The sequence below is a fragment of the Primorskyibacter aestuariivivens genome (genome assembly GCF_028023675.1).
In the GTDB taxonomy this organism is placed as follows: Bacteria; Pseudomonadota; Alphaproteobacteria; order Rhodobacterales; family Rhodobacteraceae; genus Marinovum; species Marinovum aestuariivivens.
In genome coordinates, this window is the sequence record NZ_JAQIOZ010000005.1 from 192474 (window position 1) to 207118 (window position 14645).

Genomic DNA, 14645 nt, shown 5'->3' on the forward strand with positions numbered 1-14645 from the left:
ACACGCTCAGGAATTGGCAAAAACCCGCCCCCAGCGTTGCAGCAACCTTTGCTGCAACAATTTCGAGCGGCGGTTCCACTCCCGCCCGCCTTCGGGACGTTCACGTTGCGCCCGCGTCAATGCGGATCGTCGCGGAATGTCTGCGGTGAAAATCGCAAACGCCATCTCGCGCCCATCCTCCGCGGTGCAGTAGCCCGCCAGGGACGATACAAAATTCAACGTCCCCGTCTTGGCGTCCACTTTGACCGGATGATTGGGGATTTTGCGGCGGTCTTCATCGCGTATCGGTATCTCTTTGAGCAAGCTCCGGATCGGCCCGGCCCCGCGCGCCGCCTTGAGCGCCAGCACCATATCGCGCGCCGAGATCCGGGATTTGTCGCCCAGACCCGAGTGATCGACAAACCGCGTCCCGACGTCCAGCCCATAGGACTTTTGCGCCCATTGGCTCATCTCCCGCGCTGACGCAACGATATCGCTCACCCGGCCCGTGCGTTTTCGGGTTGCCGCCATACCCACCACTTCGGCGGTAAGATTGGTGGAATATTTGAGCATCCCCCTGAGAATTTCGCTAAGCGGTTCGCTCCTGACCTGCGCGATCGCCGCCCCACCCGGCGCGGACCTGGCCACTTTCGCGGTTTTGAGCGTTATGCCATGCGACCGCGCAAAGGTCTGGAACACTTCGCCGGCATAGATTTCCGGCTTGCGCACCGGCAGCCATCGCGCCCCGCCATTGCCTAAGGCACCACGCGCCACGGTCCAGTTGTCGCGCCCGCCCGCGTCGGCATAGGTATAGACCGGGATGTCGCGGTTCTGGACCGATATGCGGGCAAAGCGCACATCGGGTCGGTATTTCTCGCTGCGCGCATCCATGCTGACCGTGTACGAACTGCCGGATTTGCGCCATTCGAAATGCACACGATTATAGTTCAGGTTCAAACCCGACACCGCCGGGTTATAGCCCACGTGATCGGGCTGTTCCGGGTCGATCCCGCGTGAGAACGGCAGGGCGCCGCCCCAGACAAGGAAATCGCCGCGCACCTCGCGCACACCAGCGCGTTTCAGCGCGGCGGCCAGATCGGCCAGCATATTCGTGTCCAACGTCGGGTCACCACCCCCAGCAAGGATCAGATCGCCCTGCAGGATACCATTGCTGATCGCGCCTTTGGCATGAAGCGAGGTGGCAAAACGGTATCCCGCGCCCAGCGCATCAAGCGCATAAAGCGCCGTCATCGCCTTGGCCACACTGGCCGGAGGCAATCCCAGAGCGGCCTTGCCCTCTTCCAGCATACGACCTTCGCTCAAGTCCATCACCGCATAGCCCACGTCACCCGAAAGCCCCGCCTTGCGGACCAGTTCATCCGCACTGGGAACAGGCTGAACAACCTTGCTCGCGCTGCCCGGTCTTGCGACGGGCCGAAGCGATACATCCGGTGGGTTGGCGAAAGCCGGGCTCGCAATTGCGCCCAGCGCCGAGCCAAGAAAAAAACGTCTCGAAAATGATTTGGTCATGGCGTGATTAAACCGCAGGTCTGGGTCCGGAACAAGCATCTCATATGCCTGAACAGGGGGAACATAACGCTGAATTGATCCTGTCTTGCATGGCTTTCTGACGGATTTACGACAGCGCTTTGCCAAGACCGGGTCAAATCCCGTTGATTCCATGGCATCTTGTCCCCACGCCTTTAAGGCCATAGGGGATCGGCATGTGGAAAGCTGCGGCCATCATGTTCATCGCCATGTCGTTCATCCCCGCCGGGGACAGCGCAGGCAAGCTGCTGTCCTCTGTGCATGGGGCGTCCCCGATCTTCATTGCCGCCTCGCGATTCCTGATCGGGGCATTGATCGTGCTGCCCTTTGTCCTGCGCGACGGGTGGCGCATCTATTCCGACTGGCGTCTCTGGTTGCGTGGCCTGATGCTGACCGGCGGGATCGTGTCGATTCAGGTTGCCTTGAAGACGGCACCACTGGCCGATGTCTTTGCCGCGTTTTTCATCGGCCCGGCCATTTCGACTGTCTTGGCAATCTTACTGCTGCGTGAACCGCTGGACCTGCGCCGCACGGTTCTGCTGGGACTTGGCTTTGGCGGCGTTCTCCTGGTGGTTCGCCCGGGGTTTGAGGCCGCGCCGGGGCTGGAATACGCGGTACTGGCCGGAACATTCTATGGCGCCTACCTGACCGCGTCCCGCTGGCTGGGTGGTGTGGTCGCGCCCCGAGTGCTGTTGTTTTCACAACTCGCGCTAAGCGCGGTGGTCACGGTACCGTTCGCCCTGCCCCATATCCCTGAAATGACGGCTGAGATCGCGTGGCTCACACTGGCCTCGGCCATCTGCTCGATGCTGGGCAACGGTCTTTTGATCCTCGCCTATCGCATCGAACTGGCCAGCCGGTTGGCCCCGCTGGTCTATTTCCAGCTTGTCGCGGCAACGGTGCTGGGCTGGATGATCTTTGGGGACCTGCCCGACATGCTGACCTGGGCCGGGCTGGCCATGATCCTGGGCAGCGGCATCGCCTCAGCGCTCCTCCGCCCCGGAAGACCAACCGCCCTGCGCGCGGATCGCGCTTGAACTGTCGTCGCGCATCGCCACGTTGACAAAGCACCAGGCGGGTGCCTCCGCACCGGCCAGTTCATGCGACCGCTTGCCCTTGATCCGCGCCGCGCGGTACATGCGCGCGGCCCTCGAATTGCGCGCGCGAATGCGATCGCCGGGACGGGCCAGCACGCCGACCGGCACGGTCTCCATGATCCAGCGCCAATCCTGCCACTGCGGAAATTGCACCAGATTGTCTGCCCCCATGAGCCAGACGAACCGCGCCTGCGGATAGGTTTTCATCAGCGCCCTGATGGTCTGTGCGGTATACCGCGTGCCTGCGCGTGCCTCGAAATCGCTGATCTCCACCCGTGGATGATCCATGATCGCCCGCGCCGCCGCGATCCGCTCGGCCATCGGCGCGGGGCCGTTTTCCTTGAGAGGATTGCCGGGGCTGACCAGCCACCAAACCCGGTCCAGCCCAAAGCGTTTGAGCGCCTCGCGGGTGATATGCACATGGCCCTCATGCGGCGGATCAAACGAGCCGCCCAGCAGGCCGATCACCTGTCCCCGATACGCCATGCCTGCTCCCATCACCAAGCCCCTGCCAAACCCAAGGCATATCAGGGCTTTGGCCGGGACTTGTCAATCGGGGCGGCCCGTCTCAGGGCAGCACTGCGATGACCGGCTTGTGATCGGATTGTGGCACCGACACGTCATAGCGCTCCGGCACTCTGGGCACTGCCGCCCCTGCGCTGTCGAATACGTAGTCGCCGGGCCGACACCAGGGCTCCAGCCCGCTGCAGTTCCACGGGATCACGGTCGAACAGCAGCTCGTCGGCGCATCGCGCACCCCGGCCTCCGTCCCGATCCCCGCATCGCCAAAGGGCCGCCAGGTCACCGGCCCGGTCCCGGTCCGGCGATAGGAGGCCTCGTTGAAATCCCCGGTCAAGATGATCCGTGAGCGGCTGACAAAGGCGGAGACTTCGGCATAGTCCGGCGCATCCAGCACCCGCAGCGCATCGTCAATCGCCTGTTCCAGCCGGGTCAGGCTACAGCCACCGTGACAATTATGGATATTCACAAAGGTATAGGCCCCGCCCTCCTGATCGGTGAACAGGTTCACCATGATCGGCCGCCCGCGCCCGATATCGCCATTGATCGACCTGAAGCGATGGGTAAACCGCTCGGGATCGTAAAAGATCACCATCTCCTCATGCCCCGAAGGCGGCCGGGTAATGGCCTGCATCCGGCCAATCGTCTCTGGCGCGAGAAACCGGAAGTCTTGCCAGTTGCTGGCTTCCTGCATGCCGATGAAATCGTAGCGCTCCGCATAGCCGTCAATCGCGCGGCCCATCGCCTGCGAACAACTGGTCACCGAACGCGCCGCGCCGCCGTCATTCACCGTCGTATCGCGGCACTGCCCACCCAGCCCCGCGCGTCCCGGTGACATGCATTGCCAGCACACATTATAGCTCATCACGGTCAGCGGCTCCTGGGCGATGACACCGCCGCCGGTGAAGGCCAGAAAAATGGCGGATAGTATGGTTATGATGCGCATGGCGTTGCTTCCCGATCTGCGCCGCAGAACGCGCGACCCCACCCAGCCTGACAGACATGCCTGCCCCCGACTGTGAGCCAGCGCATAGGTATTGGTGCAATTCCCGGTTGACGCCCAGCCGCGCCACCCGTTCAATGCGCACAAGGGACGGGCCGCCGTTCAAGCATCGCGGGCGACCGCATATACCCTGGGGCTTCCCCTCGGTCAGATAAGAACAGCACCATTCGGCGCACGACCGTCACTGGGCCTTGCCCAGGCACGGTCGCGCAGAGCAGAGTTCGGTTGAAAGGCGACCCGCCCCCCAATGACGGCAGAGCAGTTTTTCCACCGCCTCGCCGATCCGCTCTCCCGACAGCCCTGGCGCCCCGATGCGCTCGCCGCCCGGCTCCGCGCTCTCCTGCCCACCGAACTGGCCGGCCTGGCCCACCCCATCGCGCTGCAACTCTGCAACCGGCTCAAGGCCCCGGTCGGGCCTCCCGCTGCGCGCATCGCTGCGGCACTCCGGGAGATCCCGGAATGCGAATTGCCGCTGAAATACGCGCTGAAACACGGCGTGCTGCCCGCGCCGGACTGCGACTCGGCGGAGTTCCTGCCTGCCCATGCCTTCGCCACCGCGGCCCTGCCGCCCCTGACCAGCTCCGATGATCTCGCCTTCTGGCTGGGCCTCACCCCTGATCAACTCACCCGCTTCGCCGATCAGCTAGGGCTCTCCAACCGGACGGACAACGCCTTCGCCCCACATTACCTCTTTCACACCCGCCCCAAGCGCGACGGCACGCTGCGGCTGATCGAAGAGCCCAAACCGCTGCTCAAACGCCTGCAGCGCCGCCTGCTGCATGGGCTTCTCGACGCGGTCCCGCCCAGCCCCCACGCCTATGGGTTCACGCCCGGGCGCAGTTGCGCCGAAGCCGCCAGCCGCCATTGCGGCGAGGCGCTGGTGGTGAGCTTCGACCTGCGCAGCTTCTTCCCGTCCATCACCGCGCCCCGCGTCTTCGGCCTGTTCCGCACGTTGGGCTACCCGGCGGATGTCGCACGTCTCCTGACCGGTCTCTGCACCCTGCGTACCCCGTCACATATCCGCCAAAAGCTCGGCCGCAACGCCGACCCGCGCTACGCCAACCGCCATCTGCCCCAAGGCGCGCCAAGCTCGCCCGCGCTGGCCAATCTCTGCGCCTTCGGGCTCGACCGCCGCCTCGCGGGGCTGGCTCGCCGTCTCGACGCCACTTACTCCCGCTACGCCGACGACCTGACATTTTCCGGCGATGCCGATATCGGCCCGCCGCTCCTGCGCGCCGTGCCGCAGATCGTCCGGGAAGAGAGGTTCGCGCTCGCCCCAGCCAAAACCCGCCTCAGCCGGGCCTACCAGCAGCAGCGCGTCACGGGCATCGTGGTCAACCGTCACCTGAACCTTCCCCGTCGCGATTTCGACCGGCTCAAGGCCGAGATCCACCAATTGCCCCGGGACGCCAGCACCGACACGCTCCATCGCCTCATGGGCCGCATCGCCTGGGTCGAGACGCTGAATCCGGCCAAAGCCGCCCGCCTGCGCGCGCAGCTCGACAAACGCCTCTCCCGGCCCTGATCCCGATTGCTCCCGCCCGCCGCCTCGGCTATCACACGCTCTGACCCGATTTTCCAAGCACCCAGAGGACAGACATGGCCGCTTACCAGTACGTTTACCACATGCAGGGCGTCTCCAAGACCTATCCCGGCGGCAAGAAATGTTTCGAGAACATTCACCTGTCCTTCCTGCCCGGGGTGAAAATCGGTGTGGTCGGTGTCAACGGTGCCGGTAAATCCACCCTGATGAAGATCATGGCCGGGCTCGACACCGATTTCACCGGTGAAGCCTGGGCTGCCGAGGGCGCCAAGGTTGGATATCTCCCGCAGGAGCCGGAACTGGACCCATCACTCGACGTGCGTGGCAACGTGATGCTCGGTGTCGCTGGGAAAAAAGCCATTCTCGACAAGTACAACGAGTTGGCGATGAACTATTCCGATGAAACCGCCGACGAAATGGCTGCGCTTCAGGACCAGATTGACAGCGAAAACCTCTGGGATCTGGATTCACAGATCGACGTCGCCATGGAGGCGCTGCGCTGCCCCCCCGATGATGCCAACGTCACCTCGCTCTCGGGCGGTGAAAAGCGCCGCGTGGCGCTGTGCAAGCTGCTGCTTGAAGCGCCCGACATGCTGCTCCTCGACGAGCCGACCAACCATCTGGACGCCGAGACCATCGCCTGGCTGCAACAGCACCTGATCGACTACAAGGGCACGATTCTGATCGTCACCCACGATCGTTACTTCCTCGATGACATCACCGGCTGGATCCTTGAGTTGGACCGTGGCCGCGGCATCCCATACGAGGGCAACTATTCGGCCTGGCTGGAGCAGAAGGCCAAGCGCCTGCAGCAGGAAGCCCGCGAAGACAAGGCCAAGCAAAAGACGCTGGAGCGCGAATTGGAATGGATGCGGCAGGGCCAGAAAGCCCGCCAGGCCAAGTCCAAGGCGCGGATTCAGGCGTATGAGGAAATGGCCAACCAGTCCGAGCGCGAGAAAATCGCCCGCGCGCAGATCGTCATCCCCAATGGCCCACGCCTGGGTGGCAAGGTGATCGAGGTCGAGGGCCTGAAAAAGGCCATGGGCGACAAGCTCCTGATCGAAGACCTGACGTTCAGCCTCCCCCCCGGCGGCATCGTCGGCGTGATCGGCCCGAACGGCGCCGGTAAATCGACGCTGTTCAAAATGCTCACCGGTCAGGAACAGCCCGATGCGGGCTCGGTGACCTATGGCGACACCGTCGATCTGTCATACGTGGACCAGTCCCGCGATGACCTGAAACCGGACGACACGGTCTGGGAGGCGATCACCGGCGGGGCCGAGATCATCCAATTGGGCGACGCGCAGGTCAATTCCCGCGCCTATTGCTCCTCCTTCAACTTCAAGGGCGGCGATCAACAGAAGAAAGTCGGCCTGCTCTCCGGCGGTGAACGCAACCGGGTCCACATGGCGCGGCTGTTGAAAGAGGGCGGCAATGTGCTGCTTCTCGACGAACCGACCAACGATCTGGACGTGGAAACCCTGCGCGCCTTGGAAGACGCGCTGGTCGATTTCGCCGGTTGCGCCGTGGTCATCTCGCACGACCGTTTCTTCCTTGACCGGATCTGTACCCATATCCTCGCCTTCGAGGGTGAGGCGCATGTGGAATGGTTCCAGGGCAATTTCGAGGATTACGAGGAAGACAAGAAACGTCGCCTCGGGGCCGATGCGCTGGAGCCGAAGCGGTTGAAGCATAAGAAGTTCAGCCGGTGATGCCGTCGGGCGCGCATGTATTGCGCACCCGAAAACCTGATGCAAGCCGAGGCCCCCCATGCGCCAAGCCCTTCCCCTTCTCCTCACCCTGCTGGTCGCGGCCCTCGCCTATGCCACCAACGCCCCCGCCCAGTTCGGCGCGCATCCGCAATGGGCGCTGACCAATCTGCTGATCGGCGGCGCGCTGGGGATCGCCACAGCCTTTGCCGCCGGGTTCCTGCCGGGGCCAGCGTTTTTCCGCATCCTCGGTTTTACTGTCCTGTCCGGGTTCTTCATCTGGGCGGCGCAGGTCGGGGGCAGAGAATTCGCCGCCTCTTATGGCGATGATGCCCAAGCAGGCCAGCTTTGGTACCTGGGCTGGATCGCAGCACCGGCGGCATTGGCGGCGCTGCTCTACACGGCAACGGCGTGGCTCGTGAGCCAAAGGTAAGGATTTCCCCCGTCCGGAATCCCGGACTACCGTGAACCGCTCGCCTGCGCCAGATTAAAGGGCAGGAGGACAATCCGATGACCAAGCAAACCGACAAAACCCCGCCGACCCAGCCGCGCCCCGGACCGACACCGCCCAAGACATGGCGTTTCACCGATTGGGCCGCGCTTTGACCCTGTCATCCCGGGCGTCTCGCAAGACGCCCGTATTCCATTGTAGAAATGTGCTACACTCCCCACACGTCCCGTCATTTCCAGGGACAGATTCAGGAGGAGTTTTTCATGTCACATATTCGTATTTCCGCCAGCGCGGCGGTCTTTGCTCTGTTGGCCAGCCCGGTCTTTTCCGAAACGGTCAGCGCCAATGGCACTGGTTATGGCACCACGACAGCCACGCCGATGCCCGTCTCGGACTCACTCGTGATCGTGCATGCCACGTCCATGTATGAGCGTTTTGAGACCGAAAACCCTGACAATCCTTTTGCCGCCGCCTCCGGTCCCTGTTTCGGGGCGGTCCTGATCGACAAGGGGGCCGTATCTGGCGAGGGCCTGTGCCACTATACCGATGGCGATGGCGATGTGGCCGTGGTCAAGTGGATGGCCACGGGCATGTCTGCCGACGGGCGCACGCTGGGCGACTGGATGGTGCAGGGCGGCACCGGGAAATGGGCCTCTATCAGCGGGGGCGGCAATTTCGACGCGGGTGGCGAAGGCGCGGACTACACCAACATGGTCACTGGTGACCTGACGATGAACTGATACCAGCGGGCGGCGCGAAACAAGCGCGCCGCTCACCCGATCACAGCCACCGCATACATGCCCAACCCGAACACCGTATGCGCCACAAGACCCATCGCCCGGCCCTTCCACGGGTTCGGCGTCTGCGACAAAGCCCATCCCAGCCCCATCCCCGGCTGCAACAAGAACCAGCCAGCAGCGATCGTCACCAGCGCAAATAACCATACAGGCAGGAATGTCGGCGCGGCCAACCAGGCGCTGCCCGCCAGAAACGCCCAGATGACCCCATAGAGTACGCCGACCCCGTAATGTACGGCCCAGCCGATCCCGACCTCACCCGCCACGGGCGCGACCGCTGCGATATCGTTGTGGAACACCCGTCCGCGCGGCACCTGCGCCGACCAGCGCCCGACATTGCCCCAATTGGGCCGGGGCTGGCCAAAGCCACGCGCCAGCAACTCGGCCCAGATATCCATCGCCATAGTACCGCCAAGCCCCATCAACACGCCCGCCCAGATCAATTCGCCCATGCCCTGTTCCCTTCTGACTTGGGCCAAGCCTGACCGGTCTGTGGCCTCGCGGCAAGAGGTGGCGCATCACTGGCAGGCGAATGGCGTGTCCGTCCGGTTGCGAATCGCTGCGTTGTCCAGCTTGACAACCGGCAGGTCTACGCCGGTCCAATCCTTGTAAAGTCCCGCGATACGTTGTGCGACCTGAGGATCGCCGGGGGCATTGGGCGCGCGTTCACAGCCCGACAGATAGTAGATGCCGATGAGGAATCCGTTCTGAGCGATATCATCCGCAGTATAGCTGTCCCAGTTCCACAGCACGAATTCGTTGACCGGCCAGATCGTCTTGCTCAGATCCACACGTTTGCGCACATCCACCCAGGTGTTGAATTGCGACTTGGCCAGAGAACAGGTCAGCGACCCGGCCACGGACCCACGGGTCTCGATCAACGTTTCGAAATAACTCTCGTAGTCTTCGGACGTCTCGCTCAGCGGGCATTGCGCTTCAGCTTGCCCTTGATTGGCAAATCCCCGCACCGAGATGCCGCAGCCCTGATCCTTGCGAAACCCGGTATCGCCATCCATCGGGTACATGCAGCCAAGGTTCTCTATGCCATTCACCGTCTGGTTCATGTAGCCGTTGCTGAAGATCAGGCCGTAGCGTTTGTCATAGTCGCTCTCTTTCGCGCAGACGACCTCGTCATCGACACCCGGCTGCGCCCCCTGAATCACCGTATCCGCCCGCACAAAGGTCCAGGACGACGCATCGCTCAGTGTCTGTTTGTTCGGCACATGATTCGACCCGCACCAGGGCAGGAACGTGCCTTCGCTCAGATACGCACCACAGGTCTTGTCGAGATAGGACCTGCAGGACTGGCTTTGCGGATTGGTACAGGCGGTTTGCATCTTGGCCGTCAGCGCGTCCAATGCGCCAAAGTCAAGGTATCCGGCCGCTCCCGGATTGGCACCCGGACCGTGAATCGTGTGCACGAGGATGCCCGAATCTTCGGGAATGTTGTCGTTGGATTGCAGGGCTTTCACCGTGATGAAACGCGTGTTCAACATATCCGCCGCGGCGGAGCAGGATGGCGCAATGCTTTCGGCCAGGCCCGCGGCGGGTGTGAAAGCCCAGGCAAGGGACAGCATGATCCCGGAGCAAATTCGCGACAATCGGAAGGAATGGGTAACAAAACGCATGAAGAGCACCTTTCGGACGGGACATGAACACGTAACAGTTGCGCCGGGATCGTGGCACATCCTTCTGTCTCCGGACTAGGACACAGGTCACAGATCGCTTGCTATTGCGCCGCGCCTCTGTCATACGCGGCACTGCTAACGATCTTCTATTCGACCTTCTGTTTTCCCTTACCGGCACACAGTCTTCGATCCAGACGTGACTTCGCCGGGCCGTCGCATTGTGTGGACGGCAATGAAAACTAAGGAATACTCACATGGCCACTGGCACAGTGAAATGGTTCAACACCACCAAAGGCTTCGGCTTCATCGCACCCGATGGCGGCTCCAAGGACGTTTTCGTCCACATCTCCGCCGTTGAGCGTTCGGGCCTGACCGGTCTGGCCGACAACCAGAAAGTGACCTTCGACATCGAAGCAGGCCGCGACGGTCGCGAAAGCGCGACCAACCTGGCGCTGGCATAAGCCCGCTTTCGGCTTCTGTCGAACAAGATTGATTGGCGCGCCCCTGCGGCGCGCCTTTTGCGTTTAACGGGATGGGCGTTCCGTCCCTTATACCCCGAGCCAACCGACGATCTGTTCGGTGCGCATTGCGCCGGACTGACGGGCCGCTTCCCGCCCCCGGTCAAAGCGGATCATCGTGGGAATGCCGCGAATGCCATAGGCTGAACCGGATTGCGGGTGTTCCTCGGTATTCAGCTTGACCAGCCGCGCGCGCCCCGCCACCTGCCCTGCAGCCTTGGCGAATTCGGGCGCCATCATCCGACATGGCCCACACCAAGGGGCCCAGAAATCCACCACCAGGGGCAGATCGTCATTGCGCGCGGCCTTCTGCAGCGTCGCAAGGTCAACCTCGGCCACCTTGCCGGTCACCAGACCCGCCCCGCAGGTGCCGCATTTCGGCCCCGAGGCCAGTTTCTCCGCAGGCACGCGGTTGAGTTGCCCGCAGTCCAGACAGGTCAGTTTCTTGCCGCTCATCAGCGCTCTCCGTTACATATTCCTTTTCGCATATGTAGGCATCCGTCAGGAATATGCACCACCCTTGCCCCATTCACGCCACATTAACCTTCAATTGTGACCTTGTGAGACGAGAACGGGGAGACCGGTCATGGCAATGGCGGCACTTATCGGCGGGAGCTTTTTGGGAACCCTTGGCGGGGTTTTTGGCTGGCTGCTCTTTGGTCTTTCGGGATCGCAGGCGTTTCTGCTGTATCTGGGCCTCGGGCTGTTTCTCCCGCTGATCGTCATGACGCTGGCGGCCATTCTCTCGGGGCGTGACGCAACCCGCACATCGCAGATTTCGGAAAATCACGCGCACACCGCCTGACACTCCAATCGTTGCAGAGAGTCTACAGGCCCGCAGAGGTCACGAATTCCTGACTCCTTCGAGGCGCGCTTATATCTTAACATCATACCGCTGCTCACGAGAAGGATTCTGCCAATGTTCACGCGCCGTTCATTCCTCGGCACTGCTGCCGCCGGTCTGGCGATGCCCGCCCTGGCCAACGCCCAGTTCCAGCTGGACCCGAAGTTCACCCCCCAATACGTCCGCGTCCGCGCCGACCTCGCTCCCGGACAGATCGTCGTGCTGCAAAAGGCGCGGTTCCTGTATTTCATCGAGGAACAGGGCAAGGCCCTGCGCTATGGCATTTCCGTTGGCAAGGCCGGGCTGGAGTTTTCCGGCACCGCGGTCATCCAGGTCAAAAAGGAATGGCCCACATGGCGCCCCACCGACGAGATGATCGAGCGTGATCCGCATCTCTACGGTAAATTCAAGGATAACGACTATGTCCAGCCGGGCGGCCCGGGCAATCCGCTGGGGGCACGCGCGCTCTACCTGTTCCAGAACGGGCGCGACACCTATGCGCGGATCCACGGCACCAATGCGCTGCGCTCCATCGGGCGAGCCGCGTCCAATGGCTGTTTCCGCATGGCAAATGAGCATGTGACCGACCTGTATAACCGCATCCCGATCGGGACCACCGTCACGGTAATCTGATCCTGTGTCCCGGGGTCTTGGCCCCGGGCAAGCGCCTGCCGAGGCTTGCATGTCCCGACCTCTCTGCTACGGGATGCGTTATGACGCCCGCCATCCAATACTTTGACCTGATCGTGATTGGCGCGGGCCCTGCCGGGTCCGCCGCCGCCCGCACAGCGGCAGCCCAAGGGCTGCGCACGGCTCTGGTCGACAAAGCGCGCTTTCCCCGCGACAAGCTCTGCGGCGGCGGCTTTACCGGACGCGCGGCGCGCTATTTCCGCGAGATTTTCGAACGCGACCTCCCCCCGGAATTCGACAGCAAGACGGCTGTCGCGCTTTACGGGTTCGGGGAAAAACTGGGCGTGATCGCGGATATCCCGCCGGTCTATCTGACCATGCGTTTCACTCTGGATGATCTCCTGTTTCGCCTGGCAACCGAGGCCGGGGCGCAAGACTTTACAGGCCAGCGCATTGTCCACATGGCCCCCGAGACCGGGCGCGTGGTCCTGAACGATACGGAACTGCGCGCGCCTGTAGTCATCGGCGCAGACGGGATCAACAGCCCGACAGCGCGCGCGCTGTTCGGACGGCCCTTTGACCCCGAAGAAGTAGGCTTTGCGCTGGAATGCGAGGCACCGCCGGTGGACCCGGACGCCATTCTTCGCATCGACATGGGTGCGGCGGAATGGGGCTATGGCTGGTCCTTTCCGAAAGCCGAAAGCCACACGGTCGGCGTGGGCGGGGTGCATAGCCGCAACCCCGATCTCAAAGCCATCATGCGCGCCTACATGACCGAGTTCGACATTGCTCCCGACATGCGGATCAAAGGCCAATACCTGCCCTTTGGCCGCGCCCGCAAACGCCCCGGAAGGGCCAATGTGCTGCTGGCCGGAGATGCGGCCTGGCTCGTGGACCCGGTGACGGGCGAAGGCATCGCCTATGCCATGAAATCCGGGCAACAGGCGGCCCTTGCCGCGCGCGACGCGCTGGCCCGGCATGAACCGGGGGCGGCGTTGATGCTCTATCGCCACCGGCTGCGCCCGATCACGCAGGCCATGCGCCATGCCAATCTGGTGCGACTGCTGATCTATTGGGGGCCGCTGCAACGCGGCTTCGTGCGCGCGGCCAGAGGATCGGGCCACCTGCGCCACGACTACATGCGCCTGTTGGGTGGAGAGATCGAATACAGCGACCTGATGCGTCGCCTGTTCCGTCGCCTGCCCGGTTATCTGCTCCGGGCGAGCGGGCTGAAACAGACCGTCCAAAGCGATACTTGACCTTTGGGAAACGGGCCGGGACACTCGGATCACTGATATTTCAAAAGAAAGGTTTTGCCATGACTGTGACCCGTCGTTTGTTTCTTGGCGCGGGCCTTGCCAGTCTCGCCGCTTGTGGCAGCACCGCGGGCCTTATGGGGGGCGGGCCGGTTCGGCTTGCTCCTGGAACCCGCCTGATCATGGTGCGCCATGCGGACCGGGACGGCTCTGATCTGAGCGCCTTGGGCATCGCCCGCGCCACGGCATTGCCTGAGGCTCTGGAGGGCATCCCGCTCGACACAATCTACAGCCCCGGCATCCAGCGCAATCTCGACACCGCAGCCCCCTTGGCCACAGCCCGGGGGATGGAGATCACGCGCATCCCGCAAGAGCGCCCCGCCCCGATCATCGCCCGCCGAAGCCGCGGCAAGTCCGTGATCTGGGTCGGCAACAAGGGCAATCTGCAAAGCATCTGGGACGATCTGGACCTGCCCGGCGTGCCACCGCTGGAATATGGGGATCTGTTCATCATCACCGCAGATGCCAACGGCGCACTGAGCGTGGACCGCCGTTCCTGGGGGCCGTAACAGGCGTTTTGCATCCGGCGCAAATCCCACGCGCCGGGTGCGGATTTTTCTTGAAATACCCCATACCCCTACGCATATCTTTGGGTGCGAAGTTATCTATCGACCACTGCTCCTACCCACGGCTCAGTCTCTCGATCTGCACTGACTAAGCCGGCCTGCCACAATCCCGTGGGCAGGACATAAAAGGAGTAGACGCATGGCCACTGGCACCGTCAAATGGTTCAACACCACCAAAGGCTACGGCTTTATCGCGCCCGATGGCGGCAGCAAGGACATCTTTGTCCATATTTCCGCCGTCGAGCGTTCGGGCCTCACCGGCCTGGCCGACAATCAGAAAGTGACCTTCGACATTAAACCGGGCCGCGACGGCCGCGAAGCCGCCGAGAATATCGCGCTGGCGTGATATTGGTGTACGATCGAAGACCAAGAGCCCCGTCTGGTTCAGGCGGGGCTTTTTGATAACGGTGTCCGGTTCGACCGCCTTGTCTTCGTCGTTCAGTGACAGGGTGTAAGCGACGGCAATTAACGCCGCGACATCACCAGAGAGAAATACA

17 protein-coding genes are annotated in these 14645 nt (G+C 62.7%); 11 read left to right on the top strand and 6 right to left on the bottom strand.

Going from position 1 to position 14645, the window contains the following annotated elements:
* Positions 1-6: 6 nt before the first annotated feature.
* The gene (dacB, locus tag PGB28_RS06560) at positions 7-1509 is read right to left on the bottom strand and encodes a D-alanyl-D-alanine carboxypeptidase/D-alanyl-D-alanine endopeptidase (protein ID WP_271420697.1); all 1503 of its coding nucleotides are present in this window, start codon (positions 1507-1509) and stop codon (positions 7-9) included.
* A 194-nt stretch (positions 1510-1703) separates the two neighbouring features.
* Between dacB and PGB28_RS06565 the strand changes: the two genes are divergently transcribed.
* Positions 1704-2564, top strand: a complete 861-nt coding sequence (locus tag PGB28_RS06565; RefSeq protein WP_271420698.1) for a DMT family transporter — start codon at positions 1704-1706, stop codon at positions 2562-2564.
* Here PGB28_RS06565 and PGB28_RS06570 read toward each other — a convergent pair.
* Together PGB28_RS06570 and PGB28_RS06575 are read right to left on the bottom strand one after the other, a co-directional pair.
* Positions 2511-3110, bottom strand: a complete 600-nt coding sequence (locus PGB28_RS06570) for a nicotinate-nucleotide adenylyltransferase (RefSeq protein ID WP_271420699.1) — start codon at positions 3108-3110, stop codon at positions 2511-2513. The two genes, PGB28_RS06565 and PGB28_RS06570, sit on opposite strands and share 54 nt — an antisense overlap.
* An 82-nt stretch (positions 3111-3192) precedes the next feature.
* Positions 3193-4089 carry an endonuclease/exonuclease/phosphatase family protein gene (locus PGB28_RS06575; RefSeq protein WP_271420700.1) on the bottom strand — a complete coding sequence of 299 codons (897 nt, stop codon included), beginning with the start codon at positions 4087-4089 and terminating at the stop codon, positions 3193-3195.
* A gap of 304 nt (positions 4090-4393) precedes the next feature.
* Between PGB28_RS06575 and PGB28_RS06580 the strand changes: the two genes are divergently transcribed.
* The 4 genes from PGB28_RS06580 to PGB28_RS06595 all read left to right on the top strand — a co-directional run bounded on the left by PGB28_RS06580 (position 4394) and on the right by PGB28_RS06595 (position 8589).
* Entirely contained in the window at positions 4394-5671 is a 1278-nt protein-coding gene (locus tag PGB28_RS06580; RefSeq protein WP_271420701.1) for a reverse transcriptase family protein, read from the top strand.
* 74 nt (positions 5672-5745) lie between these two features.
* Positions 5746-7401: an energy-dependent translational throttle protein EttA gene (gene ettA / locus PGB28_RS06585; protein WP_271420702.1), complete on the top strand. Its 1656-nt coding sequence runs from the start codon at positions 5746-5748 to the stop codon at positions 7399-7401.
* A gap of 58 nt (positions 7402-7459) precedes the next feature.
* The gene (locus PGB28_RS06590) at positions 7460-7831 is read left to right on the top strand and encodes a hypothetical protein (RefSeq protein ID WP_271420703.1); all 372 of its coding nucleotides are present in this window, start codon (positions 7460-7462) and stop codon (positions 7829-7831) included.
* 281 nt (positions 7832-8112) lie between these two features.
* Positions 8113-8589 (top strand): hypothetical protein, encoded by a 477-nt coding sequence (locus PGB28_RS06595; protein ID WP_271420704.1) that lies wholly within the window; start codon positions 8113-8115, stop codon positions 8587-8589.
* A 32-nt stretch (positions 8590-8621) separates the two neighbouring features.
* Here PGB28_RS06595 and PGB28_RS06600 read toward each other — a convergent pair whose 3' ends face one another.
* Together PGB28_RS06600 and PGB28_RS06605 are read right to left on the bottom strand one after the other, a co-directional pair.
* Positions 8622-9098 (bottom strand): DUF2938 domain-containing protein, encoded by a 477-nt coding sequence (locus PGB28_RS06600; RefSeq protein ID WP_271420705.1) that lies wholly within the window; start codon positions 9096-9098, stop codon positions 8622-8624.
* 66 nt (positions 9099-9164) lie between these two features.
* Complete coding sequence (locus PGB28_RS06605) at positions 9165-10274, bottom strand: hypothetical protein (protein WP_271420706.1); 1110 nt, start codon at positions 10272-10274, stop codon at positions 9165-9167.
* A 254-nt stretch (positions 10275-10528) separates the two neighbouring features.
* Between PGB28_RS06605 and PGB28_RS06610 the strand changes: the two genes are divergently transcribed.
* Positions 10529-10735: a cold-shock protein gene (locus PGB28_RS06610; RefSeq protein WP_054002685.1), complete on the top strand. Its 207-nt coding sequence runs from the start codon at positions 10529-10531 to the stop codon at positions 10733-10735.
* A gap of 87 nt (positions 10736-10822) precedes the next feature.
* Here PGB28_RS06610 and trxC read toward each other — a convergent pair whose 3' ends face one another.
* Positions 10823-11248, bottom strand: coding sequence for a thioredoxin TrxC (gene trxC, locus PGB28_RS06615; protein ID WP_271420707.1), 426 nt, complete (start codon positions 11246-11248; stop codon positions 10823-10825).
* A 130-nt stretch (positions 11249-11378) separates the two neighbouring features.
* On the opposite strand from trxC, the gene PGB28_RS06620 reads away from it, so the two are divergent.
* The 5 genes from PGB28_RS06620 (at position 11379) to PGB28_RS06640 (ending at position 14494) form a co-directional block, all read left to right on the top strand.
* Positions 11379-11597 (top strand): hypothetical protein, encoded by a 219-nt coding sequence (locus tag PGB28_RS06620; RefSeq protein ID WP_271420708.1) that lies wholly within the window; start codon positions 11379-11381, stop codon positions 11595-11597.
* Positions 11598-11711: 114 nt separating this feature from the next.
* Positions 11712-12269, top strand: a complete 558-nt coding sequence (locus PGB28_RS06625; protein ID WP_271420709.1) for a L,D-transpeptidase — start codon at positions 11712-11714, stop codon at positions 12267-12269.
* An 80-nt stretch (positions 12270-12349) separates the two neighbouring features.
* Positions 12350-13525, top strand: a complete 1176-nt coding sequence (locus PGB28_RS06630) for a geranylgeranyl reductase family protein (RefSeq protein ID WP_271420710.1) — start codon at positions 12350-12352, stop codon at positions 13523-13525.
* 59 nt (positions 13526-13584) lie between these two features.
* Positions 13585-14091: a histidine phosphatase family protein gene (locus PGB28_RS06635; protein ID WP_271420711.1), complete on the top strand. Its 507-nt coding sequence runs from the start codon at positions 13585-13587 to the stop codon at positions 14089-14091.
* A gap of 196 nt (positions 14092-14287) precedes the next feature.
* Positions 14288-14494, top strand: a complete 207-nt coding sequence (locus PGB28_RS06640; RefSeq protein WP_271420712.1) for a cold-shock protein — start codon at positions 14288-14290, stop codon at positions 14492-14494.
* Positions 14495-14645 lie beyond the last annotated feature (151 nt).

What these genes read in the sequence shown, in the direction of transcription:
- dacB (WP_271420697.1), bottom strand. Translation starts at nt 1,509, where the DNA reads ATGACCAAATCATTTTCGAGACGTTTTTTTCTTGGCTCGGCGCTGGGC.
- PGB28_RS06565 (WP_271420698.1), top strand. Translation starts at nt 1,704, where the DNA reads ATGTGGAAAGCTGCGGCCATCATGTTCATCGCCATGTCGTTCATCCCC.
- PGB28_RS06570 (WP_271420699.1), bottom strand. Translation starts at nt 3,110, where the DNA reads ATGGCGTATCGGGGACAGGTGATCGGCCTGCTGGGCGGCTCGTTTGAT.
- PGB28_RS06575 (WP_271420700.1), bottom strand. Translation starts at nt 4,089, where the DNA reads ATGCGCATCATAACCATACTATCCGCCATTTTTCTGGCCTTCACCGGC.
- PGB28_RS06580 (WP_271420701.1), top strand. Translation starts at nt 4,394, where the DNA reads ATGACGGCAGAGCAGTTTTTCCACCGCCTCGCCGATCCGCTCTCCCGA.
- ettA (WP_271420702.1), top strand. Translation starts at nt 5,746, where the DNA reads ATGGCCGCTTACCAGTACGTTTACCACATGCAGGGCGTCTCCAAGACC.
- PGB28_RS06590 (WP_271420703.1), top strand. Translation starts at nt 7,460, where the DNA reads ATGCGCCAAGCCCTTCCCCTTCTCCTCACCCTGCTGGTCGCGGCCCTC.
- PGB28_RS06595 (WP_271420704.1), top strand. Translation starts at nt 8,113, where the DNA reads ATGTCACATATTCGTATTTCCGCCAGCGCGGCGGTCTTTGCTCTGTTG.
- PGB28_RS06600 (WP_271420705.1), bottom strand. Translation starts at nt 9,098, where the DNA reads ATGGGCGAATTGATCTGGGCGGGCGTGTTGATGGGGCTTGGCGGTACT.
- PGB28_RS06605 (WP_271420706.1), bottom strand. Translation starts at nt 10,274, where the DNA reads ATGCGTTTTGTTACCCATTCCTTCCGATTGTCGCGAATTTGCTCCGGG.
- PGB28_RS06610 (WP_054002685.1), top strand. Translation starts at nt 10,529, where the DNA reads ATGGCCACTGGCACAGTGAAATGGTTCAACACCACCAAAGGCTTCGGC.
- trxC (WP_271420707.1), bottom strand. Translation starts at nt 11,248, where the DNA reads ATGAGCGGCAAGAAACTGACCTGTCTGGACTGCGGGCAACTCAACCGC.
- PGB28_RS06620 (WP_271420708.1), top strand. Translation starts at nt 11,379, where the DNA reads ATGGCAATGGCGGCACTTATCGGCGGGAGCTTTTTGGGAACCCTTGGC.
- PGB28_RS06625 (WP_271420709.1), top strand. Translation starts at nt 11,712, where the DNA reads ATGTTCACGCGCCGTTCATTCCTCGGCACTGCTGCCGCCGGTCTGGCG.
- PGB28_RS06630 (WP_271420710.1), top strand. Translation starts at nt 12,350, where the DNA reads ATGACGCCCGCCATCCAATACTTTGACCTGATCGTGATTGGCGCGGGC.
- PGB28_RS06635 (WP_271420711.1), top strand. Translation starts at nt 13,585, where the DNA reads ATGACTGTGACCCGTCGTTTGTTTCTTGGCGCGGGCCTTGCCAGTCTC.
- PGB28_RS06640 (WP_271420712.1), top strand. Translation starts at nt 14,288, where the DNA reads ATGGCCACTGGCACCGTCAAATGGTTCAACACCACCAAAGGCTACGGC.